The organism is Pseudomonas sp. F220 (genome assembly GCF_057813935.1).
In genome coordinates, this window is record NZ_JBVASJ010000020.1 from 16,892 (window position 1) to 37,227 (window position 20,336).

18 protein-coding genes are annotated in these 20,336 nt (G+C 59.4%); 10 read left to right on the forward strand and 8 right to left on the reverse strand.

Annotation, left to right across the window (positions count from 1 at the left end; all coding sequences use genetic code 11):
- Window positions 1–168: 168 nt before the first annotated feature.
- From ACZYSM_RS17700 to ACZYSM_RS17715, 4 genes are all read left to right on the forward strand, one after another.
- The gene (locus tag ACZYSM_RS17700) at window positions 169–1,272 is read left to right on the forward strand and encodes an ABC transporter substrate-binding protein (protein ID WP_489072984.1); all 1,104 of its coding nucleotides are present in this window, start codon (window positions 169–171) and stop codon (window positions 1,270–1,272) included.
- Between the two features lie 195 nt (window positions 1,273–1,467).
- Complete coding sequence (locus ACZYSM_RS17705) at window positions 1,468–2,376, forward strand: ABC transporter permease (protein ID WP_489072986.1); 909 nt, start codon at window positions 1,468–1,470, stop codon at window positions 2,374–2,376.
- On the forward strand, window positions 2,373–3,221 hold the full coding sequence (locus tag ACZYSM_RS17710; protein WP_489072988.1) for an ABC transporter permease: 849 nt from the start codon (window positions 2,373–2,375) through the stop codon (window positions 3,219–3,221). The genes ACZYSM_RS17705 and ACZYSM_RS17710 overlap by 4 nt, the downstream gene beginning before the upstream one ends.
- A gap of 13 nt (window positions 3,222–3,234) precedes the next feature.
- A complete protein-coding gene (locus ACZYSM_RS17715; RefSeq protein ID WP_489072990.1) occupies window positions 3,235–4,290 on the forward strand; it encodes an ABC transporter ATP-binding protein in 1,056 nt (351 codons plus the stop codon).
- A 154-nt stretch (window positions 4,291–4,444) separates the two neighbouring features.
- On the opposite strand, the gene ACZYSM_RS17720 is transcribed toward ACZYSM_RS17715, so the two are convergent.
- Window positions 4,445–5,374, reverse strand: a complete 930-nt coding sequence (locus ACZYSM_RS17720) for an AraC family transcriptional regulator (RefSeq protein ID WP_489072992.1) — start codon at window positions 5,372–5,374, stop codon at window positions 4,445–4,447.
- A gap of 337 nt (window positions 5,375–5,711) precedes the next feature.
- Between ACZYSM_RS17720 and ACZYSM_RS17725 the strand changes: the two genes are divergently transcribed.
- Together ACZYSM_RS17725 and ACZYSM_RS17730 are read left to right on the forward strand one after the other, a co-directional pair.
- Window positions 5,712–6,077, forward strand: coding sequence for a putative quinol monooxygenase (locus ACZYSM_RS17725; protein WP_489072994.1), 366 nt, complete (start codon window positions 5,712–5,714; stop codon window positions 6,075–6,077).
- A gap of 9 nt (window positions 6,078–6,086) precedes the next feature.
- The gene (locus ACZYSM_RS17730) at window positions 6,087–6,359 is read left to right on the forward strand and encodes a hypothetical protein (protein WP_489072996.1); all 273 of its coding nucleotides are present in this window, start codon (window positions 6,087–6,089) and stop codon (window positions 6,357–6,359) included.
- Here ACZYSM_RS17730 and ACZYSM_RS17735 read toward each other — a convergent pair.
- Window positions 6,352–6,981 carry a flavin reductase family protein gene (locus tag ACZYSM_RS17735; protein ID WP_489072998.1) on the reverse strand — a complete coding sequence of 210 codons (630 nt, stop codon included), beginning with the start codon at window positions 6,979–6,981 and terminating at the stop codon, window positions 6,352–6,354. The two genes, ACZYSM_RS17730 and ACZYSM_RS17735, sit on opposite strands and share 8 nt — an antisense overlap.
- Before the next feature lie 281 nt (window positions 6,982–7,262).
- Window positions 7,263–7,598, reverse strand: a complete 336-nt coding sequence (locus ACZYSM_RS17740; protein ID WP_489073000.1) for a heme utilization protein — start codon at window positions 7,596–7,598, stop codon at window positions 7,263–7,265.
- 376 nt (window positions 7,599–7,974) lie between these two features.
- On the opposite strand from ACZYSM_RS17740, the gene ACZYSM_RS17745 reads away from it, so the two are divergent.
- A complete protein-coding gene (locus ACZYSM_RS17745; RefSeq protein ID WP_489073002.1) occupies window positions 7,975–8,730 on the forward strand; it encodes a COG4705 family protein in 756 nt (251 codons plus the stop codon).
- Between the two features lie 137 nt (window positions 8,731–8,867).
- On the opposite strand, the gene ACZYSM_RS17750 is transcribed toward ACZYSM_RS17745, so the two are convergent.
- The 4 genes from ACZYSM_RS17750 to ACZYSM_RS17765 all read right to left on the reverse strand — a co-directional run bounded on the left by ACZYSM_RS17750 (window position 8,868) and on the right by ACZYSM_RS17765 (window position 15,428).
- On the reverse strand, window positions 8,868–10,187 hold the full coding sequence (locus ACZYSM_RS17750) for an MFS transporter (RefSeq protein WP_489073004.1): 1,320 nt from the start codon (window positions 10,185–10,187) through the stop codon (window positions 8,868–8,870).
- Between the two features lie 312 nt (window positions 10,188–10,499).
- Window positions 10,500–11,834 (reverse strand): sigma-54-dependent transcriptional regulator, encoded by a 1,335-nt coding sequence (locus tag ACZYSM_RS17755; protein WP_489073006.1) that lies wholly within the window; start codon window positions 11,832–11,834, stop codon window positions 10,500–10,502.
- A 4-nt stretch (window positions 11,835–11,838) separates the two neighbouring features.
- On the reverse strand, window positions 11,839–13,593 hold the full coding sequence (locus ACZYSM_RS17760; protein ID WP_489073008.1) for a sensor histidine kinase: 1,755 nt from the start codon (window positions 13,591–13,593) through the stop codon (window positions 11,839–11,841).
- A 311-nt stretch (window positions 13,594–13,904) separates the two neighbouring features.
- Window positions 13,905–15,428: a fumarate hydratase gene (locus ACZYSM_RS17765; RefSeq protein ID WP_489073010.1), complete on the reverse strand. Its 1,524-nt coding sequence runs from the start codon at window positions 15,426–15,428 to the stop codon at window positions 13,905–13,907.
- Between the two features lie 386 nt (window positions 15,429–15,814).
- On the opposite strand from ACZYSM_RS17765, the gene ACZYSM_RS17770 reads away from it, so the two are divergent.
- Together ACZYSM_RS17770 and ACZYSM_RS17775 are read left to right on the forward strand one after the other, a co-directional pair.
- Complete coding sequence (locus ACZYSM_RS17770; RefSeq protein WP_489073012.1) at window positions 15,815–16,921, forward strand: GGDEF domain-containing protein; 1,107 nt, start codon at window positions 15,815–15,817, stop codon at window positions 16,919–16,921.
- The gene (locus ACZYSM_RS17775; protein ID WP_489073014.1) at window positions 16,914–17,852 is read left to right on the forward strand and encodes an iron-sulfur-binding ferredoxin reductase; all 939 of its coding nucleotides are present in this window, start codon (window positions 16,914–16,916) and stop codon (window positions 17,850–17,852) included. Before ACZYSM_RS17770 ends, ACZYSM_RS17775 begins: the two co-directional genes overlap by 8 nt.
- A 253-nt stretch (window positions 17,853–18,105) precedes the next feature.
- Here the strand turns inward: ACZYSM_RS17775 and pyk are convergent, their stop codons facing one another.
- Complete coding sequence (gene pyk, locus ACZYSM_RS17780; RefSeq protein ID WP_489073016.1) at window positions 18,106–19,557, reverse strand: pyruvate kinase; 1,452 nt, start codon at window positions 19,555–19,557, stop codon at window positions 18,106–18,108.
- 165 nt (window positions 19,558–19,722) lie between these two features.
- Here pyk and ACZYSM_RS17785 point away from each other — a divergent pair, with 165 nt between their 5' ends.
- Window positions 19,723–20,097 carry a tetratricopeptide repeat protein gene (locus ACZYSM_RS17785; protein WP_489073018.1) on the forward strand — a complete coding sequence of 125 codons (375 nt, stop codon included), beginning with the start codon at window positions 19,723–19,725 and terminating at the stop codon, window positions 20,095–20,097.
- The last annotated feature ends 239 nt before the right edge of the window (window positions 20,098–20,336 follow it).

A 20,336-nucleotide genomic window follows, 5' to 3' on the forward strand; every position in this document is an offset into this window, starting at 1 on the left:
AATGACAAACTTTCGATTGTTGCGCGTTCTGCGCGACCTCAGGATGAAACTGCTGACTCAGCCACGGCCCTTTATAAATGGGGTCTGGCGCTAGATCGATCACCGGCCGCTTTGAGGCGACCAACCTCATACCTACAACTCATACCTACAAGAACAAGGGAGTCCGTAATGGGCGAGCATGATCTGAACAGAAGACAATTCATCAAAACCGTAGGAGTGGCTTCGGTTGCCGTGGCAGCCATGAGCATGCCGTTTATCCGGGCCAATGCCAGCGACACGCGCTTTCAGGGCAAGACCCTGCGCCTGCTGACCTGGTCGGATGACACCGGGCTGGCAGCGCTGCGCAACATTGCCGCGACCTTCGAAGCCAAGACTGGCGCCAAGGTCATCGCTGACCGTACCGGCAGCACCTCGGAAATGGTCGCCAAACTCAAGGCCGGTGGTGATCGCCCGCAATACGACATCATCACCCTGGCTGGTGTCGGCGCTGAAGGCCTGGCGGCCGCCGGTCTGCTGGAAAAACCCGATCTGAACCGCATTCCCAACCTGGTCGATGTGCCGGAGAAATACCGCACCGGTGCCAATGGTCACGGCATCGGTTACCTGCTCTGGTGCAACAGCCTGGTCTACAGCACCCGTACTGTGAAGGAAGCCCCGGACAGCTACGCCGCGTTGTGGGACAAGGACATGGCGCCGAACATTTTCCTGCCGCCACCGAACTGGACCGAGGCCATGGACCTGATCATCATCGCCGCCAAACTGGCCGGTGGTGACGAACACAACATTGAGCCTGGGTTCAAGAAACTCGCAGAACTCAAGGACCGTGTGGTGACTCTGGGTGAAAACCCTAACCAGATCGCTGAGTTGTTCCGCACTGGCTCGCTGGATATGGGCGGTCTTTACGCCCCGGCGTTTTTCCCTAAACAGATTCGGGATCCGGCCTACGGTCTGGGCGCCACCTTCGGCATGAAGGAAGGCTTCTACACCGACCTGATGCTCTCGGTAATGCCAAAAAATCGTCCTGGCGATACCGATCTGGCCTACGCCTTTATCGACCACTCTCTGGACCCGGTAGTGCAGGGCAAGATGGCCGAAGACATCTACAACGGTCCGGTCAACGCCAAGGCCATCATCTCCGCCGAAGCGCGCAAGAGCCCGTACATCCTGACGCCGGAGCAGATTGCCGAGAAAGCGATCATGCACGACAACGCGTTCCTGGCCACGGTGCATGACCAGTGGATTCGTCGTTACACGGAAATCTTTTCTTCCTGACCGAGTGTCGAACACAGGATCTTCAACCACTGAAGATCCCCTGTGGGAGCGAGCCTGCTCGCGATTGCGGACTGACATTCACCATTGATGTTGACTGACAGATCGCTATCGCGAGCAGGCTCGCTCCCACAAGGGGCCAATGTGGTTTCAAAGCCCGTGTTCACTCAGCTGCTTTCCATTGACGAGACCATTGCTATGGAACACCAACCCCTGACCCACCCGGTTGGCGCAGTCGTGCCGCGCCCGACCTCCGGTATTTCTCCCACGGCGCGCGCCTGGTTTTTCCTTTCGCCGTCGATGCTGTTTCTCGGTGTGCTGATTGCTGCCAGCCTGCTGGTGCTGCGCATGAGCGTGGGTACCAAGGGCGCGGAATGGACCGGCTTCAGCCTGGCCAGTTACGCCCAACTGCTGGAGCCCTATTACCTGAAGTCATTGCTGCTGACCTTGCGTCTGGCCTTGTTCAGCGCGGTGATCGCGGTGCTGCTGGCGATCCCGGTGGCCTACACCATGTCGCGACTGACTTCACCTTTTGTGCGCCGGATATTTCTCGCCGCGGTGCTGTTGCCATTGCTGGTCAACCTGCTGCTGCAAAGCTACGGCTGGCTGGTGATTCTCGGGCCGGGCGGGATGCTCAATCAGGCACTGATGGGCCTGGGCCTGATCAAGCGCCCAATCATGATGTTGTACAACCAGAACGGCGTGTTGATGGGCCTGGTGCAGACTGCGTTCCCGTTGGCGGTGCTGCCGATTGCCAGCGCCATGCGCGGCGTTGCCCGCACTTACGAAGAAGCCGCCGCGACCCTGGGTGCCAGCCGCTTGCAGGTGTTCCGCCAAGTGGTATTGCCCATGAGCCTGCCGGGGATTATCACCGGCGCGACTCTGGTGTTTGCCTACAACGCCAGCAGCTTCGTGGTGCCTTTGCTGCTCGGCGGTCGACGAGTGCCGATGCTCGCGGTGATGGTCCATGACCAGATCGCGCCGCTGATGAACTGGCCTGCTGCATCCGCCGCTGGGGTGGTGCTGATCGTCACCACGCTGGCCATCATGACCCTCTCCGAATACATCACTGGCCGTCGTCGGCGCATGCTGGAGGCTTCGCAATGAGCACGCTAATCAAAAAGCGCCAGTCGCTGCTGCCCGGTGACACCGGGCGGTTCGCCGGGGTCCTTTCAGGCTTCATTCTGCTGCTGGCAGTGTTGCCAATCCTGACCATGATCGTCATGTCCTTCAGCGGCGCGTCGAACCTGGACTTCCCGCCCAGCAGCTACAGCCTGCAATGGTACAGAGCCGCTTGGCACACCTTCGTTTCGCCGGACGCCAGCGATGTGCTGAGCCTTGGCAAAGCCATGACCACCAGCTTGATGGTGGCGTGTTTGACCATGGTGTTTGCGACCGTGATCGCGGTGCCGGCGGCCTATGCGCTGACCCGTTGCGAGTTCCGCGGCAAGGCCGTGGCGCTGCAGCTGATGTCTTTGCCCTTGGTGTTCCCAATGGTGGTGTTGGGGCTGGCGTTGCTGCTGGTATTCGACAGCTTGCCGTTCCAGATGAACACCTCACGGCTGGTGATTGCCCACGTCATCCTGGCGTTGCCGTTCGTGGTAAAAAACTGCACGGCGGCGATGCTTTCCATCGGCAGCGAAGTCGAAGAGGCCGCGCAAATGCTCGGTGCTTCACCACTACGGGCGATTGTCGATGTGGTGGTGCCGTTGATGAAATCCGGGATTCTTGCCGGGATGCTGCTGGCCTTCATCGTCTCGTTCAACGAATTCACCGTGACCTATTTCCTCTACACCATCGACGTAATGACCGTGCCGATCTGGATGTACAGCCGTACTGTCTCGTCGCTCGACCCGACCGTTTTCTCGTTTGCCGTGCTGATAGTGCTTATCGACTTCGTCCTGATCTGGGCGTTGGAGAAGTTAGTCGGCGAAGGTGGCGTTTCCTTTTGATTTGAGGTGCAACATGACTGGACTTATTCTGGAAAACGTCGAGAAACGCTACGGCTCGGCCTGCGCGGTAAAGGACGTCAATCTGCATTTGCCCGAGGGCAAACTGGTGTGTTTCCTCGGCCCTTCGGGCTGCGGCAAAACCACCTTGCTGCGGATGATCGCCGGGCTGGAAACCCTGTCTGGCGGCGAGATTCGTCTGGACGGTGAAGACATTGGCCACACCCCGGCGCACCAGCGCAACTTCGGGATGGTCTTCCAGTCCCTGGCGTTGTTCCCGCACATGACTGTCGGCGAGAACATTGCCTATCCGCTGAAACTGCGCGGGGTCAGCAAGGCTGATCAGCAGGCGCGGGTAACCGAGTTGCTGCAACTGATTCAGTTGCAGGAAATGGTTGATCGGCCGGTGTCGAAACTCTCCGGTGGTCAGCGCCAGCGCGTGGCGATTGCCCGGGCGATTGCCTCGCGTCCGAAAATCCTTCTGCTCGACGAACCGCTGTCGGCGCTGGACGCCAAGTTGCGCGAATCGATGCAGGTGGAAATCCGCCAACTGCAGCAACGCCTGAACATCACCACCATCATGGTTACCCATGACCAGCGCGAAGCCATGACCATGGCCGATATCGTGGTGGTCTTGGGTGAGCATCGGGTGCAGCAGGTCGGTACGCCGATCGAAATCTATCGGCATCCGGCCAACGAGTTCGTTGCCGACTTTATCGGCTCAGGAAATATTTTCCCTGCGACGGCGTTGGGCAATGGGCAGATAAGTTTGCCGGGCGGGGATGCGCTTCACGTACCGATTTGCAGCAGTATCGTGGTCGGCGAGAAGATCAAAATGTTGGTGCGCCCCGAGGATCTGCAACTCTCACAACCCCAGGCAGCAGTGGGCAATCGCCTGCTCGGCAAGGTGACGTTCGTTCGCGATATTGGTGCGACGATTGAAACCACGGTCGAGTGTTCCGGAGTCTCGCTGACGGCGCTGAGTACGCCGTGTCAGGGGTTCGGCTTGAGTATTGGCAACCCGGTGTCAGTGACGATTCCGGCCGAGGCGTGTCGGGTGTTGGGGGTGTAGCTGAGTGTTGTGTATGGGGCTGCTGCGCAGCCCATCGCGAGCAAGCTCGCTCCTACATGGGGTCTGCGGCGTGCAGACAATCTGTGCATGACACAGATCCACTGTAGGAGCGAGCTTGCTCGCGATGGCGTCGGGGCAGGCGACACAAGGCCCGTCAGACAGTCAGCCGCAACCGCGCCAAATCCCGCAACGGCGGGGCACCAAACAATCGGCTGTACTCACGGCTGAATTGTGACGGGCTTTCATAGCCCACCCGGTAGCCCGCCGCCGACGCATCCAGCCCTTCAGCCAGCATCAAGCGCCGCGCCTCTTGCAGGCGCAGTTGCTTCTGGTATTGCAGCGGACTCATGGCGGTCATTGCCTTGAAGCGATGATGCAGGGTCGACACGCTGAGGTTCACTTCCCGTGCCAGATCATCAATGCGCAACGGCTGCTCATAATTGCCGTTGAGCCATTTGATCGCCTGGCTGATCCGATGGCTCTGGCTGTTGGTTATGGCGATTTCATACAGGCGATGGCCCTGATGGCTACGCAATAGCCGATAGAGAATTTCCCGACGAATCAGCGGCGCGAGCATGGCGATGTCTTTCGGGCTGTCGAGCAGACGGGTCAGGCGCAGTACTGCATCGAGCATCGGCTGATCGAGTCGCTCTACATAGAGGCCGCGCCCGGTTGGCCGGGTGGGCACGCCCAAGGGACCTGCATCGGCAATCAGCGCGGTGATTTCTGCCGGGTCGATATCCAGGCGCAGGGCCAGTATCGGATGCTCTGGCGAAACATCGACCACCCGGCCGCTCACTGGCATCGAGACCGAGACCACCAGGTAATTGAGCGGGTCATAGTTGAAGTATTCGTCAGCCAGCCGCACTTCCTTGCGCCCTTGGGCGAGGATGCACAGCGCCGGTTGCGCAAGTCCCGGTGCGAAATCGTGTGGGCAGCCATGCCGCGATAAAAACAACGAGCCGATGGCCGTCGCATAGTTGCCGTCCTCACCGGTATTGCGACTGATAATAGTGGCCAGTTCCGCGCGCTGCTTTTCCATGTCGGCATCCAGCGGGGCTTGGGTGTGATCGAGCGACGACATGAGTTGCATCCTCTGCGAGGCTTTTCGGATGGGCACAGCTTAAGTTTGTGTAAGGCAGGGTGGTAGGCAATTGCTGCATGAAACTTGCCTGATTCTGCTTGGGGTTAAAAATCAGAATAGATACAACGGGTTTGGCGTGGAAAAACTTGCTTGAAACATGACTGTCACGCTCATGCCATGAGCGCCCTCATCAATCGAAGCCACTGGAGCGCTGCCGCAGGATTGTGCAAGAAGCCGGCAGGAATCGACTAACGGCCAATGCACCGGGGGCTTAATCTTTGATCCTGTCGCAGCCCGTCTCAAGGCTGCTGATTGAGCTATCTTGGGAGAGTCGAATATGTCCACGCAAATCCCCGCCAGTCATATGGCCTTCGTTCGGGCCCGCGCCGGACGCTCGATGGAGTTGGGTGCGCGTTTGAGCAGCCTGATCGAGCCGACCCGTCAGGCACCCGGTTGCCTGCATTTTGCCCTGCAGCATTCACTGTGCGATCCAGAGTTGTGGCTGGTGTCCGGTTTTTGGGTCAACCAGCAGGCCATGAACGCCTACTTCAGCACCCCAACCATGGATATTTTCGCTGAGCTGGTGCAGGACCTTGTGGTCAACAGCCTGGACTTTCACACCTTCAGTGACGTCACCGCGGTTCAGGCCCACGGCGAATATGCGCAACTGAACGTACCGGCGATGCACCAGCTGGCCAGTTGAAGGTTTAGAATGGCCGACTTTCAATTGGCCAGGATCCGCGACATGGCACGTAAAGAGTTTGCGCAGTTCGAAGCAGTTTCCGCTGTTGTACCGGGCGAGGGTGGTTACAGCGCTGCAATCGCCGTCAAGGCCCTGGGTGGCTCAGGCGCCCCGCGTTTTCATAAAGTGCTCGAAGACCAGACATTCAAGACCGCCCATGACGCCGATCAGGCTGCCGCGCAACAGCTTGAGCAATTGATCGACGTGAGTGAAGACGGCGAATTGTCCTGGGGCACTATTTAACCGCCCCCGGGCGGAACATCTTGAACAAGGCCTCAGGCCCCAACTGGAAATAATCCGCCGGCCCGCCGCCGCGCAGAATCGGCTCTGCCGCGGCGGTATCGTAGACCCCATCCTTGAGCAGCCATTTGGCGATATGCACGGCGACCACTTCGCCGAGAATCAGCCAACTGGGCACCAACCCTTTGTCTGCCCGTTGCAGTTGAATGATCTGCGTGACCTTGCATTCGAAGGACACCGGGCTTTCGGCTACCCGTGGTACCGCGATGACTTTTGAGGCGGCCGGTGTCAGCCCGGCCAGTTCGAACTCGTTAATCCCTGGCGGCACCATGGCACTACTCTGGTTCATCCGCTCGGCCAGTGGGCGGGTCGCCAGGTTCCAGGCGAACTCGCCGGTCTGCTCGATATTGTTCAGGCTGTCTTTGCGCCCAACGCTGGAAAATCCAATGATCGGCGGAATGTAGTTGAACGCGTTGAAGAAGCTGTAAGGCGCCAGGTTCAGGCGTCCTTCGGCATCCTGCGAGGAAATCCAGCCGATAGGGCGCGGGCCGACGATGGCATTGAACGGGTCATGGGGCAGGCCGTGGCCCTGGGCGGGTTCGTAATAATGGATATCGTCAGGCATGGCGCGGGGGTTCCTGAGGTGGTGGGCAATGGGAGGCGGCAATAGTGCAGGGCGTCGGAGGTTATTTCCAGTCAGGAGAGAAACAAGTGGGTGATGCGTCGCGGTCGTTGTGGGAGCGTGGCTTGCCCGCGAAGAACGATAACGCGTAGTTTCAGACAGACTGCAGTGCTTGCTTCGCGGGCAAGCCCGCTCCCACAGGGACGGTGCGGATCTATGATTTTCCTTCTCTCAAAAAACGACTAAGCCCGGCCGAAGCCGGGCTGTGATGTCGCGATTGAGTGTTAGCTGATAGTGGCGGAGCCAGTGCGGTCGTAGCCGTCAGCAGCAACGGTGGCCGAGCCAGTACGGTCGTAGCCGTCAGCAGCAACGGTGGCGGAGCCGGTGCGGTCGTAGCCGTCAGCAGCGACGGTGGCGGAACCGGTGCGGTCGTAGCCGTCAGCAGCAACGGTGGCGGAGCCGGTGCGGTCGTAGCCGTCAGCAGCGACGGTGGCGGAGCCGGTGCGGTCGTAGCCGTCAGCAGCGACGGTAGCCGAGCCAGTACGGTCGTAGCCGTCGGCGGCGAAGGTGTTGGCAGCCAACACGGAGAGGGTCAGGGCGATGATCAGTTTGATTTTCATGGCGGTTACTCCGGTTCGTTTACGCGTAGTGCGTTGGGTATGGAGTTCATGCTACGCCTGTAAATTTGTTTAAAAAGTGCAAATAAATGCTTAAAAGAATCGATTTAATAGATGTATTAGGCGTCGCAAATCGCTGCTTTCCGGTGTGGTTTGAGCAGGTAGCGTTTGACGCTCTACGGTCGATCCAGTCCGATGAAGAGTGAAACTCGAGCATTAACTGATCATTAATTTTATAAAAATCCTTAAAACCGGCGACCCCATGGTTTTTTTCATACGGCACTTACCTAATTTTCACCGCCTCCCATTCAGTCTCCACCCTGGCCATAACCATAAGAAACCGGCCGTATTGAAGTAGAGCTCTGGAGTACCGCACCAAATGAATAAGCTTCCTCAGATCACCCTGGCGTTCTGGGTCATGAAAATCTGCGCGACGACCTTGGGGGAAACCGCGGGGGATTTGCTGTCGATGACCTTGAATGTCGGCTACGCCATCAGCTCGATGATCCTGATCAGCGTGTTCCTGCTGACGCTGGTGACGCAGTTGTTTTCGAAAACCTACAACCCGGTGCTGTACTGGGTCGTGATCCTCTCGACCAGCACAGCCGGCACCACCATGTCGGACTTCATGGACCGCACTTTGGGTCTGGGCTATGCCACGGGCTCGATGATCCTGATCGCGATTCTGGTGACGATATTCGCCCTTTGGCGCCTGAGCGGCGACTCGCTGAACGTGAACAAAATCCAGACTTTTCGTGGCGAAATGTTCTATTGGATGGCGATTCTGTTTTCCAACACATTGGGCACGGCGCTGGGTGATTATCTGGCCGACGACTCGGGATTGGGTTTTGCCGGTGGCGCGCTGTTCATCGGTTCGACCATCGCGTTGGTAGTGCTGGCGCGTTACTTCACCAAAATTTCGTCGGTACTGTTGTTCTGGATTGCTTTCGTGTTGACGCGTCCGTTCGGCGCAACCCTTGGCGACTTCCTGACCAAACCCCATGAAAAGGGTGGTCTGGACTTCGGCACCATTGGTTCGTCGCTGGTGTTGGCGGGGATTCTGGTGGTGTTGATCGCGGGCGCTTCGTACGTTCAGAACAAGTACGTGCGTCAGGGCGCTGCCGAGTTGTCTTGATACCTCTCAAGACCGAGTCGTGGCCATCCTTGTAGGAGCGAGCTTGCTCGCGATAGCGGTCTGACAGCCACCATAAGCGGTGGCTGTTGTGGCCTCATCGCGAGCAAACTCGCTCCTACAAGGGCGTTTTTTGCCTGTCAGTCCGTCTCGATCCGCGAGTGCGTGCGGGTGTCTTTCATGGTCACGTACACCAGCAGCGAAACGGCGATGCAGGCGGTGACGTACCAGTAATAACCGGTTTCCATGCCGATGCTCTTGAACCACAGTGCGATGTATTCAGCGGTGCCGCCGAAGATCGATACGGTCAGTGCGTACGGCAGCCCGACGCCCAGGGCGCGGATTTCGGTCGGGAACAGCTCGGCTTTGACCACCGCGTTGATCGAGGTGTAGCCGCTGACAATGATCAGCGCAGCCATGATCAGGAAGAACGCGCCCCACCAGGTCTGGACGGTGTGCAGAGTGGTGAGGATCGGTACGGTGAACAATGTGCCCAGAACGCCGAAGGCAATCAGGATCGGTCGCCGCCCGACCTTATCCGAGAGCCCGCCAACCAACGGTTGTATACACATGAAAAGGAACAGCGTCGCCGCCGAGATGGTGGTGGAGTCGGAGATACTCATGCCGACCGTGTTCACCAGGTATTTCTGCATGTAGGTGGTGTAGGTGTAGAAGGCCAGGGTGCCGCCCATGGTCAGGCCGACCACGGTCATCAGCTCTTTCGGATGGCGCATCAGAGTGCGCATCGCGCTTTCTTTCGACTTCTCTTTCTTGGTGAACGACTCGGTTTCCTCCATGCCACGACGCAGGTACAGCGCGACAACTGCGCACAGCGCGCCAATGGCAAACGGGATACGCCAGCCCCAGTCATACAGCTGTTCGGTGGTCAGGGTTTGTTGCAGCACGATCAAAACCGCCAGCGCGACGAGCTGACCGGAGATCAGCGTGACGTACTGGAAGCTGGAGAAGAAGCCACGACGTTCCTTGGTCGCCATCTCGCTCAGGTAGGTCGCTGAGGTGCCGTATTCGCCACCCACTGACAGGCCCTGGAGCAAGCGGGCGAACACCAGCAGAATCGGAGCGCCGACGCCGATGGTTTCATAACCGGGGGTCAAGGCGATGATCAGTGAGCCGAAGCACATCAGCAGCACCGAAGCCATCAATGCGGCTTTGCGGCCTTTGCGGTCGGCATACAGGCCCATCAGCCAGCCACCGATCGGGCGCATCAAAAAGCCCACGGCGAAGATTGCTGCGGTGTTCAGAAGCTGTGCAGTGGTGTCGCCTTTAGGGAAGAACGCTTTGGCGAAATACAGCGAGAAGGCAGCGTAGACGTACCAGTCGTACCACTCGACCATGTTGCCGACAGAGCCACTGAAAATCGACTTGATACGGCTAGAGGTGGTTCTTTCTTTTGCCGGCGCAGCCGCCGACCCAAGAGGCAGGGTGTTGGAATTATCCATAAAGGATCCTTCATTTAATTGTTTTTGTGGAGCGCGCGGAAACGCAGCCTGACAGGGCTATAGCAGGAGCTGTGCCAAGACGAAGAGGCCTGATTTAGAGGGGGTGTGGCGATTTGTTGAGCGGAAATCCGCTGAAGGATGACTGGGCGATGAGCGGAAATCCGCTTATCCGGCACAGATCTCTAAAGGTCGTAGCCTGCACGGGCCAATCGCGAGCAAGCTCGCTCTACAAGGGTACGCGATTACCTGTAGGAGCGAGCTTGCTCGCGATGAGGGCAGGACAGGCAACACAACATGAAGGCCAGAGAAAAATCACTCATCCTTCAAAAACATCTCGCGCGCCAACCCATGCCGCTGCATCTTTTCATTGAAGGTCCGCCGCGGCAGTTGCAACTCAGCGAGCAGGGCTTTGATATCACCTTTGTGCCGTGTCATGGCCGCCCTGAGGCAGTGTGCTTCGAAGGCTTCCTGCTGCGCAGCGAGAGACTGGCCGGGTTCTATGCCTTCTGGTTCCGGCTCACCAAGCCCCAGCACCTGACGTTCGGCGACGTTGGCCAGTTCGCGGACGTTGCCCGGCCAGTCGTGGCTGAGCAGGCGACTCAGTTGCGGACCGCTCAGTGGCGGGAAACTACGCCCCAATCGTTGCGCAGCGCTGTGGGCGAAATGCTCGAACAACAATGGGATGTCTTCGCGGCGTTCGCGCAACGGCGGAAGGCGCAATTCGGCGACGTTCAGACGATAGGCCAGGTCTTCGCGAAAACGCCCGGCGCGGGCTTCATCCAGCAGATCGGGTTTGGTCGCGGCAATGATTCGCAGGTCAACCCGGATGCTCTGGTTGGAGCCCAGTCGTTCCAGCTTCTGCTCCTGCAACACCCGCAGCAGCTTGACCTGTTGGGCCAACGGCATACTTTCAATTTCATCGAGAAACAGTGTGCCGCCGTCGGCATACTCGAGCTTGCCGATGCGCTTGCCTTGAGCGCCCGTGAAGGCGCCGCTTTCATGGCCGAACAGCTCGGCTTCGAACAACTGCTCGGGGATCGCCGCGCAGTTCAGTGCCACAAAAGGCTTGGCAGCCCTGGGGCCAAAATCGTGCAGGCAACGGGCGACCAGCTCTTTGCCGCTGCCGGTTTCGCCACGAATCAGCACGTTGACCGGCAACGCCGCCAGGTCCAGCACTTGTCGGCGCAAGGTCTGCAGACCACGGGAAACCCCGAGCAGGTTGGCGTCAAGTTTGGCGCGATTGTCGGCCTGCTCGTGCAGCGCGCGATTCTCCAGCACTAGCCGACGTTTATCCAGCGCCCGGCGCAGGCTGCTGAGCAGCGTTTCGGGGCTGAAGGGTTTTTCAAGAAAATCGTAGGCGCCATCGCGCATCGCCTCGACGGCCATCGGCACGTCGCCATGACCCGTGAGCAGGATCAGCGGTAGATCAGGGTCCAGCGCCTGGACCTTGCTCAGCAACTCCAGGCCGCCCATACCGGGCATACGCACGTCGCTGAGAATCACTCCGGGGAAATCCCCCGGTAGCTGCGCCAGACACTCTTCCGCGCGGCTGAACAGCTGCACCACAAAACCGGAGAGACTCAGCCATTGCTCCACGGCGCTGCGGATACTGGCTTCATCGTCGACCACAATCACCGAGTTCAACATGGGTTTACGTCTCCAGAGCGATAGGCAGCGTCAGGGTGAAGATCGCGCCGTTTGCGTGATTGCCAGCACTCAGGCGCCCGCCGTGTTCGTGGACAATGGCGTAAGACACCGCCAGTCCCAAACCGAGGCCGTCGCCCACCGGTTTGGTGGTGAAGAAGGGGTCGAACACATTTGCCAGGTTCTCTTCAGTAATACCACCACCGCTGTCGGCAACGGTCAGCCGCCACAGCTGTTGATCGGCTTCGATGCGGACTTCCAGACGTTTGAGCGGCTTGTCGCCCATCGCATCCAGCGCATTGCGCAGCAGGTTGATCAGCACCTGCTCCAGACGAATCGCATCGCCACGTACCCATGCCGGACGGGTCAGGTGCAGCACGCTGCTGACGTTTTCGTCGCGCATACGAGCGTCGAGCAGGTGCAAGGATTGATCGACCACCGCCGCCAGGTCCAGTCGCTCGCGCAAACCGCTGGGGCTCTTGCGGGCGAAGGTCTTGAGATGGCCGGTAAGGGCGGCCATGCGCGTCAACATGTCATCCAGCGGTGTGAGAGCTTTATAGGCGTCATCCACCCGGCCGTGGTCCAGCAGCAGGCGCAGCGTGGCCAGCTGCATGCGTTGAGCGGTCAGCGGTTGGTTGATTTCATGGGCCAGCGCGGCGGACATCTGCCCAAGGGCGGCAAGTTTTGCTGACTGCACCAGGCCGTCCTGAGCGGTGCGCAAATCACGGGTGCGCTCTTCCACCAGTTTTTCGAGTTCCTCGCGGGTGCGCTGACGCAGACGGGCCAGGCGCCAGCGCTGGTTGAGAAACAGCAAGAGGAACACCAGCGTCAGCCACAATCCAGCGGCTGCGAGACCAGCGTTACGGCCGTCTTCGATGGCGGCTTGGGGGCGACGCAGCAGGTGCAGCGTCCAGCCTTCGGCGGTCAGTGGCAGCGATTCCCACAGGTAATCTGCCGTACCGTCCGGACCCTCGACACGTGCCAGGTAACTGTTCTCGTCGAAGTGCCGTACGGCGCGGCGTTCGAGTGGGGTCAGCGGTTGCTTGTCGTATTGACGGGTGGCTTTGAGTTCGGCGCGGTCGCTGTCCGATAGCGGCTGCAATTGACGATAACGCCAGCCGGGCTGGTTAGCGATAAACACGATGCCGCGGGCATCGCTGACCAGCAGGATGTCGCTGCCCTGACGCCATTCGCGCTCAAGTTCGGGGAACTCCAGTTTCACCACCATCGCGCCGAGGAACTCGCCGCTGTTGCTGGTCACCGCGCTGGACAGAAAATAACCGGGAATACCGCTGGTCACGCCCACCGCATAAAAGCGCCCGGTGCCTTGGCTGCGGGTTTGGCTGAAGTACGGACGGAAACCATAGTTATGGCCAACATAGCTGCTCGGTAGCTGCCAGTTACTGGCGGCCACGGCCAGGCCAGTGCGGTCAAGCAGTTCCAGCGTGGACGACTGGGCGGCGTCGTTGATCTTTTCCAGTTTGCGGTTCAGTGCGTCCTGTCGCTCGGTGCTTACCGGGCCGTTAAGTGCCGAACTCAGTTCCGGATCCAGTGCCAACACGGAGGGCAGGGCGCGATAACGCTCGATCAGGGTGTGCAGGGAATTGGCGTACAGCGCCAGCTGTTCATTGGCACGTGCGGCATCGTCCACCAGCGCCTGGCGTTCGGTGTGACGCATGGCCAGACCGGCAGCGATCACCGCACCGGCGACGATCAGCAGGGTATACAGCGTCAGGCGCAGGGAGCGGGAAGTCGCAAGCATGTATAGGCAATAGGCAGAATTGGGGGTGGGCACCATACCATGGGCGCAGATGAAGGCCTCGCTTTGGAGCCTGTAGCAGCTGACGAGCTCAGCGAGGCTGCGTTCGGCCGCGAAGCGGTCGTAAATCAGGCGCTACGGTGCTTCAGATAAACCGCGTCTGCCGGGCTGCGACCGCTTCGCGGCCGAACGCAGCCTCGCAAGGCTCGTCAGCTGCTACGTAAGTTGTGTTGTTAAGGTGACAGGCAATAAAAAACGGCCGGGCTGTTGCTGACAACAGTCCGGCCGTTTTTTAGATCTGGAGGTTTAAGTGCTTACTGCACTTCTACCGCCAGGCTTTCACTGATTTTCTTCTGCCAGATGGCAGGACCAGTGATGTGTACCGACTCGCCCTTGCTGTCGACTGCAACGGTCACCGGCATGTCTTTGACCTCGAACTCGTAGATCGCTTCCATGCCCAGTTCGGCGAAGGCCACCACGCGGGATTTCTTGATCGCTTGCGCAACCAGATACGCGGCGCCGCCAACGGCCATCAAGTACACGGCTTTGTGGTCCTTGATCGCTTCGATCGCGGTTGGGCCGCGCTCGGATTTACCGATCATGCCCAACAGACCCGTCTGCTCAAGGATCTGACGAGTAAACTTGTCCATTCGCGTCGCGGTAGTCGGGCCTGCTGGGCCAACCACTTCATCGCGCACCGGATCAACCGGGCCGACGTAGTAGATGAAGCGACCCTTGAGGTCTACCGGCAAGGTTTCACCCTTGTTCAGCATCTCGACCATGCGCTTGTGCGCCGCATCGCGGCCGGTCAGCATTTTGCCGTTGAGCAGGACGGTTTCGCCTGGCTTCCAGCTCTGCACGTCTTCCGGGGTCAGGGTGTCGAGGTTGACGCGACGCGCTGACGGGCCGGCTTCCCAGACGATTTCCGGGTAGGCGTCCAGCGGTGGCGCTTCCAGCGATGCCGGGCCGGAACCGTCAAGCACGAAATGCGCGTGACGGGTGGCGGCGCAGTTCGGGATCATGCACACCGGCAGGGACGCGGCGTGGGTCGGATAATCCATGATTTTCACGTCGAGCACGGTGGTCAGGCCACCCAGGCCCTGGGCGCCGATGCCCAGTTGGTTGACCTTCTCGAACAGCTCCAGACGCATCTCTTCGATACGGTTGGACGGGCCGCGCTTTTTCAGCTCGTGAATGTCGATGGATTCCATCAACACTTCCTTGGCCATCACCGCAGCTTTTTCGGCGGTGCCGCCGATGCCGATGCCGAGCATGCCCGGTGGGCACCAGCCAGCACCCATGGTCGGGACAGTCTTGAGTACCCAGTCGACGATCGAGTCGGACGGGTTGAGCATGGCCATCTTCGATTTGTTCTCGGAGCCGCCGCCCTTGGCCGCCACGTCCACTTCCACGGTATTACCCGGGACGATGGAGTAGTGGATCACCGCCGGGGTGTTGTCCTTGGTGTTTTTACGAGCGCCCGCCGGGTCGGCGAGGATCGAGGCACGCAGGACGTTTTCCGGCAGGTTGTAGGCGCGACGCACGCCTTCGTTGATCATGTCGTCCAGGCCCATGGTCGCGCCATCCCAGCGCACATCCATGCCCACACGTACGAACACGGTCACGATGCCGGTGTCCTGACAGATCGGGCGGTGGCCAGTGGCACACATGCGCGAGTTGATCAGGATTTGCGCCATGGAGTCGCGGGCTGCCGGCGACTCTTCACGCAGATAGGCCTCGTGCATGGCCTGGATGAAATCCACGGGATGGTAATAGGAAATGAACTGCAGGGCGTCAGCAACGCTCTGAATCAGGTCGTCTTGCTTGATCACGGTCATGAGTCGCGCTCCTCTATAAGACGGGAACATTTAATAAGGTGCCTTCAGTCGGGTGGATCTGGTCACTGAAAACACCTTTTAAGGCACGCCGGGCATGCTGGCGCGACGCTAAAAAGGCGCGGCAGTATAACGCGCCCAACGCTTGGGCACACCCGCCGGTAGTCAAACGAAGGTCGCATACACTGATATATGCAAATCTCTGTAGGAGCTGCCGAAGCCTGCGATCTTTTGATCTTGGGGGCCCCGAAAAGATCGCAGTCTGGGGCAGACTCCTACCGGCCACCCAAAAATTGAATAGTTATTTTTGGGCCACGACACTAAAGTGGCACGTGGCCTGTTGGGTAGGAAACCCGGCTCAGCCCCCCTTTCGCACGGTGAGTCAAAGATTGACCGATAAAGCCATACAGAGTCTGTTGCTCAAGCGCTTTACCCTGGCGGCGGGCACCTATGGGCTGGCATTGCTGCTGCTTTGGCTGACCGTTCTCAGTGGTGACTATCGCGCCTCAGTGAGCAGCGCAGTGATTGCCACGGTGCTGGTGATACTCAGTCAAGCGGCCTTGCTCGGCGTATTTCTCAACGGGCGCAATCTGCGCTTTACCGACCCCAGTCTGACTGAGCTGCAAATAGTCCTGGGCCTCGCCTGGCAAACCTGGCTGCTCGCTCAACTTGATATGGCCCGGGGCGTGTTCCTGGTGTTCTACGTGTTGATCCTGCTGTTCGGTCTGTTTCATTTGCCGCGCAGGGCATTCGTGCGCTGTGCGGCGCTGGCTTTTTTCAGTTTTGCCGGGATCAATCTATGGGAAGGCTACCACTTCGAATTGGCCGATCCCCGGCTGGCGGTGCTGCAAGTCGGCGTGTTGTTTATCGTCCTGGTGTGGCTCACTCTTTATGCCAATTACGTCCGGGCTTCACGCCAGCGCATGCGCCAACGTCGCTTCGCGTTGCAGGCCCACCAGGACACCTTGCGCGGGATGATGCGTCAGCTCGAAGATCTGGTGGCCACCGACGAACTCACTGGCCTGTTCAACCGCCGGCATTTTTTGCGCCTGGCCACCCGTGAATTGCACAGCATGGACGCCGACGTGATTCACGGCCTTGCACTGATCGATCTGGATCATTTCAAACGAATCAATGATGTTCACGGGCATGCGGCAGGTGATCAGGTGTTGCAGGCATTTGCCGCCGTCGCCACGGCCTGCTTGCGCGACGGTGATGTGCTGGCCCGTTATGGTGGTGAGGAGTTTGTCGTGTTGTTGCCCGATTGTGATGCCGAACGCCTGACCTCGTGCTGCGAGCGTCTGCGCATCGCCTTCACCGATGTCGAGTTGGTTGGTCTGAGCGTGCACGACCTGAGCCTGTCGGCGGGGATGACCTTGCTTGAGCTAGGCGATGATCTGGATGAGGCCTTGCAACGTGCGGATCAGGCGCTTTATCGCGCCAAGCGCGACGGCCGCAATCGCTGCGCTGCGGCCTGGGAAAACATTGATGCCTGAATTACGGGTGGGTGAGCGACAGTGGTCGGTGGAGGCGGGGAGCAACCTGCTCGACGCCCTGAACCAGGCCGGTGTCCGTGTCCCTTATAGCTGTCGCGCCGGCAGTTGCCACGCGTGCCTGGTGCATTGCGTTCAAGGCAAACCCAGCGACAGCCGACCCGATGCGTTGACTGATGAGCAACGTCAGCGCGGCTGGCGGTTGGCCTGCCAATGTCAGGTCGTCGAGGATTTGCAGATCGAAACCTTCGACCCTGTGCGCGATGGCCTGCCGGCAGAGGTGGTGGGTGTCGATTGGTTGTCCATGACGGTGCTGCGCCTGCGGTTGAAACCCGAGAGACCGTTGCGCTATCGAGCCGGGCAGCATTTGGTCTTGTGGACAGCCAGTGGTGTGGCGCGGCCGTATTCGTTGGCCAGCTTGCCGGAGGAAGACCGCTTCCTCGAGTTCCATCTCGATTGCCGTCAATCCGGTGAGTTCAGTGACGTGGCCCGCCAGCTCAAGATCGGTGATCCGATCCGTCTCGGCGAACTGCGCGGCGGCGCCCTGCATTACGACCCGGATTGGCAATCCCGGCCCCTCTGGCTGCTGGCGGCAGGCACCGGTCTTGGGCCGTTGTTCGGCGTGCTGCGTGAGGCGTTGCGTCAGGATCATCAGGGCGCCATCCGTGTTATTCACCTGGCCCATGATGCCAGCGAGCATTATCTGACTAAACCCATGGCGGCGCTGGCTTCAAACCGTCAAAACCTGACGATTGAGCTGCTGACAGCGGCCGAGTTGCCTACGGCTTTGGCGCAACTGCGGTTAGTTTCCCGGCAAACCGTGGCCTTACTCTGCGGGAGCCCCGACAGCGTCGACGCCTTCGCCCGGCGCCTGTACCTGGCGGGTCTGCCGCGCAATCAACTACTGGCTGACGTCTTCGTGCCTCGTGGTTGAGCGCTGATTTTCGAGATTTTTCTACAGGGTTTGAATATTCGCTGACAGCCCCGCCGCTATCGCGAGCAAGCCCGCTCCCACGTTAGGTCTGCGTAGGCCGCGAATTTTGCGGCTGAACGCGGTCCAGTGTGGGAGCGGGCTTGCTCGCGATAGCGGTTTGGCAGCCAATAAAATGGCAGGACCAGAAACCCAAAACCAAAAAAAACCCCGCAGTTATTAGCTGCGGGGCTTTTTGGTTTCAGCGGTCTGAGTTTCAGACCATTGGGTCACCGACGTGCAGGATTTTCATGCCGTTGGTGCCACCAGTGGTGTGGTAGCTGTCGCCCTTGGTCAGGATGACCCAGTCGCCTTTCTCGACCACACCGAGTTTGAGCAACTCGTCGATCGCGGCCTGGCTGACTTGCTCAGGCGGCAGCGATGCCGGGTCGAACGGTACGGTGTAGACGCCACGGAACATGGCCGCGCGGGCCTGGGTTTCGCGGTGCGGGGAGAACGCGTAAATCGGGATGGAAGAGCGAATACGCGACATGATCAACGGTGTGTAACCACTCTCGGTCAAGGCGATGATCGCTTTCACGCCCGGGAAGTGGTTAGCCGTGTACATGGCCGCCAGCGCGATACTCTGGTCGCAGCTTTCGAACACCTTGCCGATGCGGTGGCTAGAGGTTTTGCTGGTCGGGTGCTTTTCAGCACCGATGCAAATCCGCGCCATCGCCTGGACTGCTTCGAGCGGGTAAGCGCCGGCAGCACTTTCGGCCGAGAGCATCACCGCGTCGGTGTAGTCGAGTACGGCGTTGGCTACGTCGGAGACTTCAGCGCGGGTCGGCATCGGGTTCTGGATCATCGACTCCATCATCTGGGTCGCGACGATCACCGCTTTGTTATGGCGGCGTGCGTGCAGAATGATCTTCTTCTGAATGCCCACCAACTCTGCGTCACCGATTTCCACGCCGAGGTCGCCACGGGCAACCATCACCGCATCGCTGGCTTTGATCAGGCCGTCGAGGGTTTCGTCGTCGGCCACGGCTTCAGCACGTTCGATCTTCGCCACCAGCCAGGCAGTACCGCCGGCTTCGTCGCGCAGTTTTCGGGCGTATTCCATGTCGGCGGCGTCACGTGGGAAGGATACCGCGAGGTAGTCGACTTCCATTTCTGCGGCGAGCTTGATGTCAGCCTTGTCTTTCTCGGTCAGGGCGGGTGCGGTCAGGCCGCCACCACGACGGTTGATGCCTTTGTGGTCCGACAGCGGGCCACCGATCAGCACGGTGCAATGCAGCGCATCGACGGTCGCAGTGTCGACGCGCATCACTACACGGCCATCATCGAGCAGCAGTTCGTCACCGACGCCGCAATCCTTGACCAGGTCCGGGTAGTCGATACCGACGACTTCCTGGGTGCCATCGGTCAGCGGATGGCTGGTAGAGAAGGTGAACGTGTCACCGACTTTCAGCTCAATGCGCTTGTTGGCGAATTTGGCGATACGGATTTTCGGGCCTTGCAGGTCACCCAGCAGCGCGACGAAGCGGCCGTGCTTGGCGGCGATAGCGCGCACCAGCTTGGCGCGAGCTTTATGCTCGTCGGGAGTACCGTGGGAGAAGTTCAGCCGGGCGACGTCCAGACCAGCCAGAATCAGCTGTTCGAGAACTTCCGGCGAGTTGCTGGCAGGGCCAAGGGTAGCGACGATTTTAGTACGACGAACGGACATGCAGAGACTCCTGAGTTCAAGCGCAACCAGAGGCTACTATGGCCGTGAGTTGTAGTCATTGTTCGTGTGCACTACTTATTCGTTTGTTTCTTGAACCTATCATCACAGGCAGCCTGAAGATTTTCGGGAGCGGGTCGATACACTGCACAAGACAGGAGAACCCCCATGCGATTCGTGCTCATTGCTGCTCTGGCCCTCAGTGTTGTCGGCTGTACCCGTTGGTCGATGGACCATCACTTGAACAATGCTTATCGCGATTATGATCGCGGTGATTGCGAGAGCGTAATGCTCGAGCTGTCCAAGGTCGACCGCGAGAGCCGCTCACGGCGTTATGTGCAGCCCGAAGTGTCGATGATGCGCGGGCAATGCCTTGAGCGTCAGAAAATGTTTGTCGATGCGGCGCAGACCTACCAGTTCATCATGACTCAGTACCCGTACAGCGAGTATGCGTTCCGCGCTCGCGCACGGCTGGAAACCTTGCAGTCGCTGGGTCGTTACCCAACCGGCAGCGCAGCGCAAGTGCGTCCCAGCACGTTGTAATGTCATCTGTCATCTGTCACCTAAGCACCTGGCCGGCAGTGAGCATTCAGCTACTATTCGGGTAGATAGGGCTAAACTCTTCTATCTACACGATTGCAATGCGTGGGGCCCCCGCAGTAAGGCGACAGGGCGCGAGCTGCTGTGGCACTGACATCCCGGGGAGAGCGAGCCTGCCGGGCAGGCTCGTTCCGAAGCATTAGTGCGGTCATGCTTAATGACCTTTCTATAGCGATACTCAG